Genomic DNA, 16465 nt, shown 5'->3' on the forward strand with positions numbered 1-16465 from the left:
TCCATCAGGTTTGGTGGCGATAGCGAAGAGGTCACACCCGTTCCCATACCGAACACGGAAGTTAAGCTCTTCAGCGCCGATGGTAGTTGGGGGTTTCCCCCTGTGAGAGTAGGACGCCGCCAAGCTTTTTGTTTATATCCTTCCAATGGAAGAAGTTACTTTATCATTCCGCAGTAGCTCAGTGGTAGAGCTATCGGCTGTTAACCGATCGGTCGTAGGTTCGAGTCCTACCTGCGGAGCCATGCTTCCATAGCTCAGTAGGTAGAGCACTTCCATGGTAAGGAAGAGGTCAGCGGTTCGAGCCCGCTTGGAAGCTTTCCTCTATATGTTGATATGACAAGGTTTCTCGATGATGAGAAGGCTTTTTTTGTTTGTTTACATATATACTGAATTGCTCAATGATCAGTAGACTGATGACATTAGGAAAGCGAATAAAACGGCTTGCACAGTATTGTTGCATCGCCTTTTCCTTCTTTTTGTTCTTGATTCTTTATTCTCTTTCTTTTATTCTTACTAAAGTGATATCCTCTATATCAAAAGACTCTGTACGTTCCTCTTTTCCCCCGAAAGTGAAGTATCGTTTGTTTTCCCTTTCTTTATCTCCAGGTATAGTTGATCTTCTTTTTCCATGTACGGTATGTATATAAAAAGGAGTAGATGGTTTGAAAGATTTATTTGTAAAGCAAGAATGGTTTGGACATGTACGTCAGGACGTGCTTGCGGGTATATTAGTCGCACTGGCTTTAATTCCTGAGGCAATTGCGTTTTCGATTATTGCGGGCGTTGATCCGAAGGTCGGCTTGTATGCATCATTTTGTATCGCGATTGTGATTTCGTTTGTTGGTGGACGCCCAGGCATGATTTCGGCTGCAACAGGGGCTATGGCTCTCGTCATGGTTAACTTGGTCGCTGATCATGGGTTGCAATATTTGTTTGCAGCTACGATATTGACAGGCTTGATTCAAATTGTGTTTGGATTGTGTCGAGTGTCTCGTTTGATGAAATTTATTCCGAGGTCCGTGATGGTTGGTTTTGTCAATGCGTTGGCTATTATGATTTTCACGGCTCAGCTTCCACATTTCGTTGGGGAATCAATGGTCATGTATATGATGACAGGTGGTGCCTTGCTGATCATTTATTTATTGCCTATGGTTATAAAGGTGATACCTTCCCCACTCATAGCCATTATTGTAATGACGATAATTGCTGTATTTGGACATATTGATGTTAGAACTGTTGGAGATATGGGAGAGCTTCCAGGTTCTTTGCCTGTTTTTCTGATTCCTCAGGTTCCGTTTAGCTGGGAAACACTTGCTATTATTTTTCCTTATTCTTTAGCACTTGCGATGGTTGGTTTACTTGAGTCTCTTTTAACCGCACAGATTGTCGATGATATGACAGAGACGTCTAGTAATAAGAACAAGGAAGCGAGAGGTCAAGGGATTGCCAATGTGGTTGCGGGATTCTTTGGTGGTATGGCTGGCTGTGCGATGATTGGCCAATCTGTGATTAATACGAAGGCAGGAGGACGAGGCCGGCTTTCTACCTTTGTAGCGGGTGCTTTTTTAATGGTGTTGATTTTTGTACTAGGTGATGTCGTGGTTCAAATTCCGATGGCTGCTCTAGTGGCTGTGATGTTCATGGTTTCCATTGGCACATTTGATTGGAGTTCCTTTCAGCAGCTAAAAAAGAATCCGAAAACAGATTCTATTGTGATGGTTGTCACGGTCATGACGGTGGTGTTGACTCATGATTTATCAAAAGGTGTTTTTGCAGGTGTACTGCTTAGTGCGATATTCTTTGTCGCAAAGATATCGAAGCTCCATATTACGTCTAAAGAAAGCCAGCCAGGTACTTGGGTATATCGAGTTAAAGGGCAAATTTTCTTTGCTTCTGTCACTGACTTGATCCAAGCTTTCCATCAGGGGAAAGAACTCCAATCTGTTGTAATTGATTTGTCTGAAGCACGTATATGGGATGAATCAGGCGTAGCAGCGATAGAACGTATAAAGGAAAGGTATCAAGCAAATGGCGTCCAGGTGGACGTAGTTGGAATGGATACATCAAGTCAAAAGCTTGTGAAACAAGTGAATGGTTCTTAAAAAGGCTTTTCAGTCTGTTACAATAGAAAAGGTAAGAAAGTGAAGGATGGAGGTGGCCGGCATGCTTTTGCGTTTGAATCAAGTGCTCGGCCGGATGATGCCGCTCATTACACCTTTTAGTGTGTTACTCGGTGTTTTATTGGCGGCTTACTTAAAGGATTATACGTTTTTAGTGCCATGGGTATTTGCTGTGATGACCTTTGCAGGGAGTTTGTCTTCTACTTTTTCGGCTTTAAAGCATACGGTGATGCACCCATTGCCTTTGATTTTATCGTTTATGATTTTGCATGTGTTGATGCCTCTTTATGCTTGGTCAGCGGGACATCTCATATTTGCAGGTGATGCCATGACGATTACTGGTTTGACCCTTGCAATGGTGATTCCCACAGGAGTTTCTAGTTTAATATGGGCGGCAATGTATAAAGGGAATGTTGGATTAACGTTATCCATTATTTTAATTGATACAATGCTTTCGCCATTAATTGTGCCAGCCAGTTTGTCACTTTTGGCCGGTACACAAGTTCATATGGACATGGTGGCGATCATGAAAGGGCTGTTTGGGATGGTGGTGCTTCCATCTATTTTAGGTATGCTCGTTCGTCACTATGCAAAGCCTGATGTGACGAAAAAGATCAGTCAGACACTGTCACCTTTTTCAAAAATAGGCTTGTTTGTAGTGGTGTCGATTAACAGTTCTGTTGTTGCGCCATACTTGCGTGAACTGGATGCCGCATTTTTTAGCAAAGCAGCGACGGTGTTTCTCATTGCGATGAGCGGTTATGCGTTTGCTTGGTTGATTGGGAAGGCGATGAAATGTACTCAAGGAGAGATTGTGGCCATCGTGTATACGGGCGGTATGAGAAACATTAGTGCGGGGGCTGTGCTTGCCATAAGCTTTTTTCCGCCTGCTGTCGCTGTTCCGGTGGTGATTGGCATGCTGTTTCAGCAAGTGCTTGCTGCCTTGTTTGGCTTCTTACTCAATCGTTTTGAGCTGAAAGCACCTGCTGTGACCAAATCTTTCTCATGAAAAACCCTCCATCTATCAAAGGATGGAGGGTTTTTTGTGATTTAATAGATGAGATATTTTTTTCGCTTCTTTTCGAATGTTTTGAGGTCATGATGATAACGTTTCATGATGTGTTTGACGGAAGTTCCTTTTTTGATTTCTTCTTTCATCCAGCCATTCCCGATGAGTTTGTCAAAGCTGCCTGTTTGAAGGAACTGAAAGTCGTTCGGATATAAATCATGTATTGCTGTGATGATGGATAACCCCGTTTTCACCGCTTCGAAGGATGAGCGGTCTGTGACGTATAACTGCACACCGTGAGATAGTGTACCGGCATGTTTAGAAAATGTGGGGGTGAATGACACAGGTCTAAATTGAACGCCTTTTAGTTTTAGCTGATTTAAATGATCTGCCAGCTCGCTGCTATTGATATATGGTGCACCAATGAGCTCGAATGGTTTTGTCGTTCCTCTGCCTTCAGAGACATTTGTGCCTTCAATTAATCCTGTGGCAGGATATACAAAGGTACTATCCACTGTTGGCATGTTAGGGGAAGGAAGGACGAACGGCAGCTTCGTGTCATCAAATGTCATTGACCGCTTCCAATTTTTCATTTTGATGACTGTTACATCAGCATTGATATGAAACTCTTTGTTAAACAGTTTTGCAAGCTCACCGGTAGTCATTCCATGTCTTAGCGGGATTGGATAGAGCCCTACAAATGAGGCGTGTTCAGGCTCTAAAACAGGTCCTTCTACTTTTAGTCCGCCAATGGGATTTGGACGGTCTAGAACAACAAAGGGAATGTTGTTTTCTTTAGCGGCTTCCATCGCATAGGCCATTGTGTAAATATAGGTGTAATAACGAGTACCAACGTCTTGAATATCAAAAAGCAGGACATCTACATTTTTCAGCATTTCAGGAGTTGGTTTTCTTGTTTTGCCATAAAGAGAGTAAACAGGAAGACCTGTTTTTTCATCGGTATAGGATTCGACGCCTTCTCCTGCTTGTGCATCGCCGCGCACGCCGTGTTCAGGTCCATATAAAGCAGTGAGCTTGATATTTGGATGTTCAAATAGGAGGTCAACACTGCTTTTCATATTTGCATCAATGCCAGTCGGATTGGTAATGAGACCAACCCTTTTCCCTTTTAGCCATGAAAGATTGCTTGAGAGTAGTGTTTCGATCCCTGTTTTGACTGCTGCTTTTTTTCCTTTTGTGTCTGTTCGTTCTTGATCTGCGGGAGAGGCGGCGGTCAATGTGCTCATCATGAGAATGCTTGCGAGTATGAAACTGACTGTTTTCTTCAAGAGAATCCCTCCTATTTGATCTGTTTCCCTTTCAAGCTGAGGCCATAGCCAAATGGGTAAAGGGTTTGATTTGGATGAGTGACAGATGGGATATCAACTGGCAGTTTCCCTTTAGGTGATGCAGCTCCAAATATCACTTCTAGTCCAGCAGGAATATTTGGCTGATTGAATTGTCCGTTTGAGTAGCCTTTAAAACCGTACACAGCTAGTAAGGCATCGGCTTCTTCAAAATTTGCGGCATCATAAGGGTTTCTAAGACTCATGATGACCATTTTTTTGTTTTGTGCTGCTGCTTCTTTCATGACAGCACGAGGGAAGGCAGTTGCCCATTTTTTTGGGTCCTGGACATTGTCATCAATTACGCCATCATTTACAGCTGGGTCATTTTGGACAACGTAAGAGCCAGTGATGACATAGTCAGCTTCTTGAATTAGTTTGGCAGAGTCTTTGGTGAACGTTTTATCCGCAAAAGCATATGACTGGATGCGTACAGGCTTGATCTTTTTTTGTTTTATGAGAGATTCGACTGTGACAGACATTGCTTTTGTCTGATCTTCGTAAGGTGCCATGACCACGATTTTGTCATTCTTTTTAGGCTTGAAAGGTAAGGTTTTTTTGTTGTTTTTAAGCAGGGTGATTCCTTCACGTGCCATTTTTTGTTCTGCTTGACGGTGCGATTTTTTCCCGACGACTTGAGTGGCTTTTTTGATTTTTTTCTCTAGACTGATTGGTTTTTTGGAGGAAATAATGCCGCGTTTGATTTTCAATTGAAGAATTTTTTCGACGGATTCGTTGATCTGCGACATCGGAATTTCTTTCTTTAAAATCGCTTGTTTGACCGCATTAAATACATTCTCCAGGTTTTTCTCTGTTTTTAATGAGGTAACTGGTGCTGGCATGAGAGCGATGTCGACGCCTGCTTTAATGGCCATCACTACGGCTTCTTCCTGTCCAAAATTATCTGCAATCGCTTTCATGTTTAGGGCGTCTGTCACAACAACACCTTGAAAGCCCATCTCTTCTTTTAATAAGTGTGTGATGACTTTTTTTGATAAGGTTGCTGGAACCATGATGTCCTCGCCATCTTTCTTGCTTCGATACGTTGTGTCATCAATGGCAGGAAATTGCACATGAGCGGTCATGACCATATCTGCACCAGCATTGATCGCTTGTTGGAACGGATACAGCTCAACCTTTTTTAAACGATCTAGGTCATGCTCTACGAGCGGCAAGCCATAGTGACTGTCGACGGCTGTATCACCATGTCCTGGGAAATGTTTTAGCGTGGAAATGGTCTTTTCCTTTTGAAGTCCTTTCATGGTTTGAAGGCCAAGCCTAGTGACAAGAGCAGGATCAGAGCTAAAGGAACGGACACCAATGACGGGGTTGTCTGGGTTGTTATTCACATCAAGCACAGGAGAGAAGTTTGTATTAATCCCCAAGGCGTTTAATTCTTTTCCGATGATTTTTCCTGTGTCATATGCATTTTTTTTGCTTCTAGAGGCACCAATCGACATATTTCCTGGGAAATGTGTTCCCTTTTGTAACCTTGTGACGATTCCGCCTTCTTGATCAATGGAAATGAGTAAAGGAATGTTTGGTGATGCTTTTTGAAATTCGTGGGTGAGTTTCACGGTTTGTTCCGTATCAACGACATTCTCCGCAAATAAGATGACACCACCTAGATGATATTTTTCTACAAGGTGAGATACTTCGTTATTCATCTTTGTGAAGCCTGTAGGTGCGGATTCATCTTTTGTTTGCCAATTGCGAAAGTCCGGCATGAGCATTTGACCTATCTTTTCATCCAGTGACATGTCTTGAACCATTTGTTTAGCGGTGGGCAGAGAGGCAGAGCTAACCTTTTCCGTTGGAATGGAAGAGGTTAGCAGGGCTAAAACTAGTGCAGCGGGAAAGAGAGCTTTCAACATCGAATTCCTCCTTTTACTTAAAAGATTCGTAGATTGCAGTCATGATGCTTCCATAAGTACCGGTTGGGAACAGGTCACCTTCAAATTGATTAGGATTGGTTTCTGGTGAAACAACGGGTGAATGTTTCTTATTCGTCAGCAAGACGACACCTAAATTGTGTTTAGGATCAATCAACGTCATTGTGCCGGTCCAGCCAGTATGTCCATAGGCTTCGTTACTTGCATATTTTCCAAACATCCATTCCATGTCAGTATGACCGTTTTTTCTCCAGCCTAGCCCGTAAGTTGGGTTCGTATCAGAGGAGGCTGTAAAGAGATCGATGGAAGCTTGATCAAAGATGGTTGTTTTTCCATAGCCTCCTTTGTTAAGCATCAGCTGAAGCAGCACGGCCATATCTGAGGTATTCGAGAAAAGTCCAGCGTGGCCGGAGATACCTGCCATTGAGTAATATGCTTTCTCGTCGTGTACTTCACCTAGCAGGGTGTACCGTCGGATGTTTTCAAAATCGATTACACCGTCTCGTGAATTGCCTAAACGTTCTGTTGCTGCAAAATGCTTCGGCTTGAACCCCTTTTGCAGCGGATTGAACATTGTGTGTTTGAGACCTAGCGGCCGATAAATGGTTGACTCGACATATTGATCAAGAGGCATGCCTGTTTTCTTCTCGATGATCATGCCCAGCAGCATGTAATCAATATCACTATAAATGTGCTGGGTACCTGGCTTGTATTGCAGCGGTACTTTTGGCAGCCATTTCATCGTTGTTTTTCTATCTTGAGAATAAAAAGAGCCAGCTGATTCTTTGCTATAAAATAAGACACTGGAAGGGAGACCGGCCGAATGGGTGAGAAGATCCTTTACCCGGAGCTGGTCTTTACCGGTTACCTTTGCATCAGGTTCATCCTGAAAATCTGGAAGGATGGTCTGTATTTTTTCGTTGACATCAAGTTTTTTCTCGTAGACAAGCTTTTGCAGAGCATAGTTGGTCGCATACATTTTCGTATTAGATGCCAAATCGAATAGTGTATCCTTTTTCATTTTTTTATATGATTTGAGCTCTGTTGTGCCATCGTATTTTTGCCGGTAGCCATAGGCTTTTTGATGGACGATCTTTCCGTCCTTGATAATGATGAGAGCGGCTCCTGGAAATCCTGCTTTGATGTCATTTTGAATCATTTGATCAACCTTCCTCAGCTGCCTGGAAGAAAAACCTACTTGTTCCGGTCGTTTTGCTTTTTTTAAGACGGGATATTCTTCAGGAGCTGTTTTAGACAAAGACGATACAGGATGGGAGCTAGTTTGGGAGCTAGTTGCAAATGTTTGTACTGGAAACCCAAGGAGCATGAGCAGACATGTGATTAAAAGAAAACATTTCTTCAAGGTCTAGACCTCCTTATTGATTGTGATCCTCGAATTCAACAGCCATATCATCATGAAATCCAAATAAGTATGTGAAGAAAAATCCAGCAACATATGCGATAAATAGTCCAATTAAGTATAGAAGCATTTGATGTGTGTGAACAATAAAGGTTAATGGAAGACCGGATACACCGATGGCTTTCGTCGCGATTTGGAAGTAGGCTTGAAATGCGCCGCCGATTCCTGCACCAAGACAAGCGGTGAGAAATGGTCGTCCTAGCGGGAGTGTGACACCGAAAATGAGTGGTTCACCAATGCCCAGCATCCCAGAAGGAAGTCCACCAGCAATGGCTCTTTTGAGCTTTTTCTTTTTTGTTTTCATATAAATGGCGAATGCAGCGCCTACCTGTCCTGCACCGCCCATAGCGAGAATTGGCAGAAGCGGGTCATCTCCAATTGAATTGATGAGTTCCATATGAATCGGTGTCAGCCCTTGATGAAGTCCTGTTACAACAAGTGGAAGGAAGGTCGCACCAAGAACAAATCCTGCGAAGATTCCGCCCATATTTAATAGGTAAGTCAGTCCTGAGGTGATGGCATCAGATATAAATCCGCCGACTGGCATGAAGACAACATACGTGAAAATGCCTGTAATGAGTAGTGTGATGGTTGGTGTGACGATGATATCAAGAGATTGCGGGACGAAGCGTCTAATTCGGGTTTCCACAAGTGCCATAAAGATGGCGGCTAGAAGAACACCGATGAGTCCGCCTCTGCCTGGTAGAATATTTGTGCCAAATAACATAATGTCTGCGGAGGCTGGGTTAATAATGAGAATACCAGCTAATGCGCCTAATGCAGGAGAGCCTCCAAATTCCTTTGCGGCGTTTGTTCCGACTAATATCCCTAGGTAGGCGAAAAGGCCAGAACCTATAACTGTTAAAATAACTGCGGCTTGAGATTTTTCGTCAAGCCAGCCTGCTTGCACGATCGCTTTTGTAATCCCAGTAATAAGACCTGAAGCAACAAGTGCCGGAATGATTGGAATAAAAATGCTGGCAATCCGCCGTAAGAACAGCTTGAACGGTGTGCGGTTTTTTTGTGAAATGGCTTGCTTGTTTTTTTGTGCTTCGTTGTTTAAATCATAAGAGTCAGACGCATTTAGAAGCTGTTCAAACGCACTTGATACTTGGTTGACAACACCAGTGCCTAAAATGATTTGAAGCGTTTCTGCTTCGACGACGCCAATGACGCCATCGAGTTCTTTGATTGCTGTGATGTGAACTTTTTCATTTTCGATCGGTGTAATTCGAAGACGTGTCATACAATGTGTATGGGAAGAGATATTTTCAGAACCACCACAGAGTGAAAGAATGTCTTTCGCCAACTGCTGATATTTCTTTTGATGACTCATGTTGAATCCCCCTTTGTTTTTCGTTTCATGGAGCGGATGGCATGCCTTGTCTTGTCAATATATTGCGCTGTCTCTTCATATTGACGAGAAGCTAAACTGAGGAACAAGACATCAATTAAGTAGAGCTGTGCCATTCTAGAGGAAGTGGCAGCACTGCGAAAAGGTGCTTCATTGGAACCGGACGTCGATAGGTGAACATCACATAAAGCAGAAACGCTTGTATGACCTGGATGTGTTAAAGCAATTGTTTTCACTTGATTGTCTTTTGCGAGCTGAAGGGCTTGAATGATGTCTAACGTTTCTCCTGAAAAGGAGATACCAAACACAATGTCATTCTCTCCTGCATTTGCGATGACCGTAGATGCAATGTGCATGTCAGTGAAGGCTGTCGCTGCATAGTTAATTCTGAGAAATTTCTGCTGGGCATCAGCTGCGACGATACCAGATGCACCAACACCGATAAAATGAATTTGGTTTGCATTCAGCAGTAATTGAACAGCCTTTTCTAAAGCATCTGCATTTAAAATAGAAGCGGTGTCCTTAATCGATTGAATCGAGTTTCCTGCTGTTTTTTGAATAATGGATTGAAGCGGTTCATCTTGTTCGATATCTCTGTAGCCTTGTTTATCGTCATGCATCAAGTCTCCAGCGATCCGCATTTTTAAATCTTGATAGCCATCCAGCCCGAGAGATTTACAAAGTCGGATGACTGCAGAGCTGCTTGCGCCGGCTGCCTGACTGATTTCATGTACTGTACTTTTAATGACTTTGTCAGGATGGGCAAGGATATAGTCTGCAATGATTTTTTCAGATTGGGGGAGCTTTGATTTGATTGTGTGTAGTAGGGTAAGTCCACCTGCTGACATGAGCTCTGCCTCCTTTAGGATTGATAACGTGAGATCGCTTTGTCGATGTGGCCATTCGTTTTGCTCAGTAAATCTTTGGCTGTTTTCTTGTCTGTGTTTGTTTGGAGCATGACGATGGCAGTTTTGACTTCTAAGTCTGCTGCTTCAAGAGTCTTTACGGCTTGTTCGTAGGAAGCATTTGTCACATGTTGAATGATGGTGATGGCGCGTTCTTTTAATTTATGATTGCTGACTTTTACATCAACCATCAGGTTTTCATATACTTTGCCTTGTCTGATCATGACTGAGGTGGAAAGCATATTTAAAATCATTTTATGAGCGGATGCGGCTTTCATTCTTGTTGACCCAGTGATGGCTTCTGGTCCTACAATGACCTCAATGGCGCAATCTGCAAGCTCGCTAATTTCTGCTTGTTTATTGCAGCTAAGTGCGACTGTTTTAGCTCCAATTGACTTTGCATAGTTTAAAGCGCCGATGATATAAGGTGTCCTGCCGCTTGCGGCAATTCCGACGACTGTATCTTTTGATGTGAGATTGATGTGTATTAAATCCTGTTTGCCGGCTTCTTCACTGTCTTCCACATCTTCGGCAGCTTGAGAAAAAGCTGAGTCTCCGCCTGCCATGATGCCTACAATGACATCAGGTGAGACGCTATAGGTTGGGGGACATTCGACAGCATCCATTACGCCAATTCTGCCGCTCGTTCCGGCGCCTAAATAAACGAGTCTGCCTCCATTTGAGATGGATTCATAGGCAAAGTCACTTGCTGTTTTGACATGGGGAAGTACAAGGTTGACTGCTTGAGCGACCTTCCTATCTTCTTCATTAATCATCTGGAGTATTTCAAGCGGATCTGCTTGAGAAATTCCCATTGTGTTGGGGTTTCTTGATTCTGTTGTCAAAGAACGCAGTTGAGATGGCTGCATGTGACATACCTCCTTATTTCTTCATTTTCAGTATATTGAGTATGATATGAAATTTCAATATTATATTTGAATATTGAAATTATATTTCAGTTAAAATGTTGATTAAATAGGGAGTAAATAGTTAGAAAATAAAAAAAATAAAAATCCCCTTTACAAAAGGGGGACAACCTGTATATAATAACTTTTGTCAGCTTCACGGAAACAACAAACTTGACAAACTGGCCCGTTGGTCAAGCGGTTAAGACACCGCCCTTTCACGGCGGTAACACGGGTTCGAATCCCGTACGGGTCACCATGATGTGGAGGATTAGCTCAGCTGGGAGAGCATCTGCCTTACAAGCAGAGGGTCGGCGGTTCGAGCCCGTCATCCTCCACCATATGCCGGTGTAGCTCAACTGGTAGAGCAACTGACTTGTAATCAGTAGGTTGGGGGTTCAAGTCCTCTTGCCGGCACTGTTTTATCTTTATCAATTCCATATGTGGAGGGGTAGCGAAGTGGCTAAACGCGGCGGACTGTAAATCCGCTCCCTCCGGGTTCGGCGGTTCGAATCCGTCCCCCTCCACCATTTTTGGGCTATAGCCAAGCGGTAAGGCAACGGACTTTGACTCCGTCATGCGTTGGTTCGAATCCAGCTAGCCCAGTTAAGACACCTTTTTCAGAAAGGTGTCTTTTTTTATGTTGGCAGAGAGAATGTATAACTATTCAAAATGTTGTTGAGTTGAGTCAGAAGGGATCAAGAAAGTAAAATATAAGCATGAACGGAAAGGGGATGTACATATGGGAGAGCAAAAGAAGGTCACGATTGTTGGAGTTCCGATGGACTTGGGGCAAACGAGAAGGGGCGTCGATATGGGGCCGAGTGCGATTCGTTGTGCAGGCGTAAAAGAAAAATTGGAAACGCTCTCATTTGATGTGGAGGATCTAGGAGATATTCCAGTTGAACAAAGAGATGATGAGAAAGGTTTATATACAAGTGAAAAGCTAAAAAATTTAACGGAGAATGCTGGTGCGAATCAGCTGCTTGCTGAGAAGGTTGACAGTATTGTGCAATCAGGTTCGTTTCCGCTCATTTTAGGTGGTGATCACAGCATTGCGATTGGCACACTTGCTGGGGTAGCCAAGCATTATGAAAACTTAGGAGTCATTTGGTACGATGCGCATGGTGATTTAAATACGGAGGAAACCTCTCCTTCTGGAAATATTCATGGCATGCCGCTTGCTGTCAGTCTTGGTTTTGGGCATGCTGATTTAACAAACATTGGCGGTTATTCGCCTAAATTGAAGCCTGAAAATGTCGTTATAATTGGTGCTCGATCCTTAGATGAAGGAGAGCGGGCATTGATTCGAGAGAAAGGCATTAAAGTCTATACGATGCATGAAATTGATCGTTTAGGAATGACAAGGGTGATGGAGGAAGCTATTGCGTATCTAAGGGAAAGAACAGATGGTGTCCATCTGTCGCTTGATTTAGACGGGCTAGACCCAGCAGAATGCCCTGGTGTAGGCACTCCGGTAGCAGGCGGCATTAGTTACCGGGAGAGTCATCTTGCAATGGAGCTTTTAGAGGAGGCGGGTATTTTAACGTCTGCTGAATTTGTTGAAGTAAATCCGGTTTTAGATGAGAAAAACAAAACAGCAGAAGCTGCTGTGGCATTAATTGGTTCGTTAATGGGTGAAAAGCTATTGTAGAGCGGGACTTGTTCCCGTTCTTTTTTGTTTTGGGAAAATTTAAGGATATGTTAAGGTTTTTACCGGTTGATAAGCGTAACACACTGTCAAAAATTTGTTACACTATTTTTTAGAGGAGAATGAAACCTTTTGGAAAGAGGTTCGTATACATAAAGACCGGTGAAGGCAGAGGTTGAATATACTATGGACACAATGATTAAAAAGAGAATTAAGCAAGTGAAAAAAGGCGACCAGAACGCATTTGCAGACATCGTAGACCTGTATAAAGACAAAATTTATCAGCTGTGCTACCGTATGCTTGGGAATGCACATGAAGCGGAGGATATTGCGCAGGAGGCGTTTATTCGTGCTTATGTGAATATCGAAAGCTTTGATGTGAATCGTAAGTTTTCCACGTGGCTGTACCGCATTGCAACCAACCTGACCATCGACCGTATTCGCAAAAAAAAGCCGGATTACTATTTAGATGCAGAGGTGGCAGGAACAGAAGGATTAAATATGTATTCTCAAATTGCTGCTGATGGCATTTTGCCAGAGGATGAGGTGGTGTCTCTTGAATTATCGAGTACCATTCAGCAAAAAATTCTAAGATTACCCGACAAATATCGTTCGGTCATCGTATTAAAGTATATTGATGAACTCTCGTTAAAAGAGATTAGTGAGATTCTGAATATACCAGTTGGTACGGTGAAAACGAGAATACACAGGGGTAGAGAGGCTCTCCGGAAACAGTTGAGAGACCTTTGAGTGAGGTGATTTTGATGAGCTGTCAGGATAGAATCGTCCAGCTTATGCATCAGTATTTAGACGGGGACATTGAGCCCCAAGACGAAAAAGAATTAAAAAGCCATCTGCAATCGTGTGAGGAGTGCCGTACTCATTTTCAACAAATTGAGAAATCCATCGCGCTAGTGCAGAGTACATCTCATATAGAAGCACCATCTGATTTCACTGCAAAGGTGATGGCAGGTCTTCCAAAGGAGAAAAAGCGTGTGTCGGTTCAAAGATGGATCAAAGCTCACCCGCTGATGGTAGCCGCTGCCCTCTTTCTCATTTTAATGGGAGGTAGTCTGTTCACGAGCTGGAATACCGATCATAATTTCAGTGTGTCAAAGCAGCCGAATCTCGTCGTTGAAAATGATACAGTGACCGTACCTAAAGGGGAAACCGTAAAGGGTGATGTCACTGTCAAAAATGGCAAGTTGATTGTAGAAGGCAAGGTTGATGGAAATGTCACCGTCGTCAATGGGGAACAGTTGACTGCTTCTGCCGGACAAGTCACTGGTCAAATTAATGAAATTAATGAAGTGTTTGATTGGATCTGGTACAAAATGAAATCAACAGCACAAAACGTGATGCGGGTCATTGGGCCAGAGGAGCAAAAGTAACTCAATCGGCTTAAGAGCAGTCTCTAAGGGGGGCTGCTCTTTTTCTATACATTTGTGAGATTCACGCATACTAACAAGTCAGCCAGATATGGCAACTATTTTCCTTGCTGAAACAAAATGTGGTATAATAGCCACGCTATGTATTGATACATAGGCTCTTTTTATATTAAAAAATGCATCAAACGAAGAATAACTGAAAATTCTGGAGGACGAGGAAATGGCTTTAGGGGATATTCCTTTTTTGCAGTACCTCGGTAATGCTGTTGATATTCTCGTTGTTTGGTATGTGATATATAAATTAATGATGGTCATCCGCGGAACAAAAGCGGTTCAGCTTTTAAAGGGAATTGTGGTCATTGTTCTCGTCAGGATGGGAAGTGCGTATCTCGGTCTTAACACACTTCAATGGCTGATGGATCAAGCGATTACGTGGGGATTCCTTGCGATCATTATTATTTTTCAGCCAGAGCTAAGGAGAGCGCTTGAGCAGCTTGGGCGCGGCCGTTTCTTCTCAAGAAGCGGGACACCTGTAGAGGAACAGCAGCAGAAAACGATCGAGGCAATTACAAAAGCAATTAACTATATGGCGAAACGCAGAATCGGCGCGCTGCTGACAATTGAGCGCGATACCGGAATGAATGATTACATAGAGACAGGAATTCCTTTGAATGCAAAGGTGAGTTCAGAGCTGCTCATTAATATTTTCATTCCGAATACACCGCTTCATGACGGTGCTGTCATTATGAAGCGGGATGAGATTGCAGCTGCAGCTTGCTATTTACCGCTGTCAGAAAGCCCTTTTATTTCTAAGGAGCTTGGGACGCGTCATAGGGCAGCAGTCGGAATTAGTGAAGTGACAGACAGCTTAACTGTCATCGTTTCTGAGGAAACTGGCGGCATTTCTGTCGCAAGGAATGGTGATCTTCACCGAGAATTGACAGAAGAAGCGCTTGAAGAAATGCTGATTGCTGAATTTAGTAAGAACAGCAAAGATGCTTCCTCGACCAAATGGTATTGGAGGGGCAAGAAAAATGGATAAGATTTTGAATAATCGCTGGGCCGTTAAGCTTCTTGCATTGGTCTTCGCTTTATTGCTGTATGGTGCAGTCAATTCAGCGCAAGCGCCCACGCCGAAAAAAATCGGTGAATCCTTTTTCCCAACATCGACGACAGATGAAGCAACTTTAACTGACATTCCTGTTAAAGCGTATTATGATGACGAGAAATACGTTGTCACTGGTGTGCCGCAGACAGTCAATGTCACGATTAAAGGGTCAACAAGTGCTGTGAAAACAGCAAGGCAAACAAAGAATTTTGAAATTTACGCAGACATGCAGAACTTATCGACAGGTACACATAAAGTGGAGCTGAAGGCAAGAGATGTATCGAAGGGACTCACACTATCGATTAATCCATCTGTGACGACTGTGACGATACAAGAAAAAACGACAGCTGAATTTCCTGTTGAAACCGAATTTTATAATCAAAATAAAATCAAAGACGGCTATTCACCTGAACAGCCCATTGTGAATCCGAAAAAGGTCACAGTTACTGGATCAAAGGACGTCATCGACAAAATTTCTGTCATTAAAGCTTTTGTGAATTTAGAGGATGTCGATCAGCAAATTGAAAAAGAAGCGAAGCTCACTGTGTATGATAGCAGCGGGAATGAGCTGCCAGTCGAAGTAAGTCCGTCCGTGGTGGATATTACGGTTCCAATCTCGAGTCCGAGCAAAAAGGTTCCGTTTAAACTTGAGCGGACGGGCAGCTTGCCAGAAGGGATCAGCATTTCAAGCATTGAGACAAGCCCGAGTGAGGTCACAGTGTACGGCTCTCAAAAGGCACTGGATGCACTTGATTTTATTGATGGCGTCAAGCTGGACCTAAGTAAGATCAAAGATGATACGGAGATTGATGCCGATATTCCGCTGCCAGATGGTGTGAAAAAGGTATCACCCGAAACTGTTAAGATCAAAGTGAAGGTTGCAACAGCTGAAGAAAAAAAGATCGATAATGTACCGATTTCTGTCGTGGGTTTGAGCAAGGATTTCACATCTGATTTTGTGAGCCCATCTTCTGGACGGATCACGTTAACAGCAAAGGGGTCGAAGAGTGCGATTGATAAACTAAAGGCTTCAGATGTTGAAGCCTATATCAATGCAGGGGACTTGAACGAAGGAACCCATGAGGTCAAAGTTCAAGTGAATGGTCCTCAAAATGTGACATGGACATTATCAAGATCAAAGGTCAAAGTGAAACTCACTTCTACTGATACAGAGGATCAGCCGGCGTCGACGAATGATCGAAAGGATCAAAAAGATCAATCAACTGATGATGATGATCAGAGTGAGAAGAGTAAAGAAGAATCCACACAAGATAAAGCAAAGAAAGAATCAAGTCAAAGACAGCCGGTCAAAGAAGATAAAAAAGAGGACGAAGCGTCCTCTTGAATGGAAAAAGGAGCGATTGAAA

At 43.1% G+C, this 16465-nt stretch carries 13 protein-coding genes, 7 tRNA genes and 1 rRNA gene; 15 read left to right on the forward strand and 6 right to left on the reverse strand.

Annotated elements, in window-relative coordinates; translation table 11 throughout:
* Nucleotides 1-9: 9 nt before the first annotated feature.
* From rrf to ACN6NB_RS00850, 5 genes are all read left to right on the forward strand, one after another.
* Nucleotides 10-125, forward strand: a 5S ribosomal RNA gene (gene rrf, locus ACN6NB_RS00830).
* A 42-nt stretch (nt 126-167) separates the two neighbouring features.
* Nucleotides 168-242 (forward strand) — tRNA-Asn (locus ACN6NB_RS00835).
* A 1-nt stretch (nt 243) separates the two neighbouring features.
* Nucleotides 244-316, forward strand: a tRNA-Thr gene (locus tag ACN6NB_RS00840).
* A 346-nt stretch (nt 317-662) separates the two neighbouring features.
* Nucleotides 663-2102 (forward strand): SulP family inorganic anion transporter, encoded by a 1440-nt coding sequence (locus ACN6NB_RS00845; RefSeq protein ID WP_474253177.1) that lies wholly within the window; start codon nt 663-665, stop codon nt 2100-2102.
* A gap of 61 nt (nt 2103-2163) precedes the next feature.
* Entirely contained in the window at nt 2164-3129 is a 966-nt protein-coding gene (locus ACN6NB_RS00850) for a bile acid:sodium symporter family protein (protein ID WP_242056724.1), read from the forward strand.
* Between the two features lie 41 nt (nt 3130-3170).
* Here the strand turns inward: ACN6NB_RS00850 and ACN6NB_RS00855 are convergent, their stop codons facing one another.
* Genes ACN6NB_RS00855 through murQ form a run of 6 tightly spaced genes read right to left on the reverse strand, consistent with a single transcriptional unit; the run spans nt 3171 to nt 10915 of the window.
* Nucleotides 3171-4379: an exo-beta-N-acetylmuramidase NamZ family protein gene (locus ACN6NB_RS00855; protein ID WP_372556209.1), complete on the reverse strand. Its 1209-nt coding sequence runs from the start codon at nt 4377-4379 to the stop codon at nt 3171-3173.
* A 50-nt stretch (nt 4380-4429) separates the two neighbouring features.
* Nucleotides 4430-6349, reverse strand: coding sequence for a glycoside hydrolase family 3 protein (locus ACN6NB_RS00860; RefSeq protein WP_474253178.1), 1920 nt, complete (start codon nt 6347-6349; stop codon nt 4430-4432).
* A 13-nt stretch (nt 6350-6362) separates the two neighbouring features.
* Complete coding sequence (gene pbp4b / locus ACN6NB_RS00865) at nt 6363-7730, reverse strand: penicillin binding protein PBP4B (RefSeq protein ID WP_144491670.1); 1368 nt, start codon at nt 7728-7730, stop codon at nt 6363-6365.
* A 13-nt stretch (nt 7731-7743) separates the two neighbouring features.
* Nucleotides 7744-9123, reverse strand: a complete 1380-nt coding sequence (locus ACN6NB_RS00870) for a PTS transporter subunit EIIC (RefSeq protein WP_144491671.1) — start codon at nt 9121-9123, stop codon at nt 7744-7746.
* Complete coding sequence (locus ACN6NB_RS00875) at nt 9120-9989, reverse strand: MurR/RpiR family transcriptional regulator (protein WP_058837196.1); 870 nt, start codon at nt 9987-9989, stop codon at nt 9120-9122. Before ACN6NB_RS00875 ends, ACN6NB_RS00870 begins: the two co-directional genes overlap by 4 nt.
* 14 nt (nt 9990-10003) lie before the next feature.
* A complete protein-coding gene (gene murQ / locus ACN6NB_RS00880) occupies nt 10004-10915 on the reverse strand; it encodes an N-acetylmuramic acid 6-phosphate etherase (protein WP_144491672.1) in 912 nt (303 codons plus the stop codon).
* Between the two features lie 220 nt (nt 10916-11135).
* Here murQ and ACN6NB_RS00885 point away from each other — a divergent pair.
* The 10 genes from ACN6NB_RS00885 (at nt 11136) to ACN6NB_RS00930 (ending at nt 16443) form a co-directional block, all read left to right on the forward strand.
* Nucleotides 11136-11210: transfer RNA gene (locus tag ACN6NB_RS00885), tRNA-Glu, on the forward strand.
* Nucleotides 11211-11216: 6 nt separating this feature from the next.
* Nucleotides 11217-11292, forward strand: a tRNA-Val gene (locus tag ACN6NB_RS00890).
* Nucleotides 11293-11295: 3 nt separating this feature from the next.
* A tRNA-Thr gene (locus ACN6NB_RS00895) sits at nt 11296-11368 on the forward strand.
* A gap of 28 nt (nt 11369-11396) precedes the next feature.
* Nucleotides 11397-11481: transfer RNA gene (locus ACN6NB_RS00900), tRNA-Tyr, on the forward strand.
* 4 nt (nt 11482-11485) lie between these two features.
* Nucleotides 11486-11557, forward strand: a tRNA-Gln gene (locus tag ACN6NB_RS00905).
* Nucleotides 11558-11693: 136 nt separating this feature from the next.
* On the forward strand, nt 11694-12605 hold the full coding sequence (gene rocF, locus ACN6NB_RS00910) for an arginase (protein ID WP_064498211.1): 912 nt from the start codon (nt 11694-11696) through the stop codon (nt 12603-12605).
* A gap of 183 nt (nt 12606-12788) precedes the next feature.
* Complete coding sequence (gene sigW, locus ACN6NB_RS00915; RefSeq protein WP_024424449.1) at nt 12789-13352, forward strand: RNA polymerase sigma factor SigW; 564 nt, start codon at nt 12789-12791, stop codon at nt 13350-13352.
* A gap of 14 nt (nt 13353-13366) precedes the next feature.
* Nucleotides 13367-13993 (forward strand): anti-sigma-W factor RsiW, encoded by a 627-nt coding sequence (gene rsiW, locus ACN6NB_RS00920; RefSeq protein ID WP_024424448.1) that lies wholly within the window; start codon nt 13367-13369, stop codon nt 13991-13993.
* A 217-nt stretch (nt 13994-14210) separates the two neighbouring features.
* The gene (gene cdaA, locus ACN6NB_RS00925) at nt 14211-15032 is read left to right on the forward strand and encodes a diadenylate cyclase CdaA (protein WP_008344027.1); all 822 of its coding nucleotides are present in this window, start codon (nt 14211-14213) and stop codon (nt 15030-15032) included.
* A complete protein-coding gene (locus ACN6NB_RS00930) occupies nt 15025-16443 on the forward strand; it encodes a CdaR family protein (RefSeq protein ID WP_474253179.1) in 1419 nt (472 codons plus the stop codon). Before cdaA ends, ACN6NB_RS00930 begins: the two co-directional genes overlap by 8 nt.
* Nucleotides 16444-16465 lie beyond the last annotated feature (22 nt).

It is taken from the genome of Bacillus sp. 11B20, from assembly GCF_056098985.1.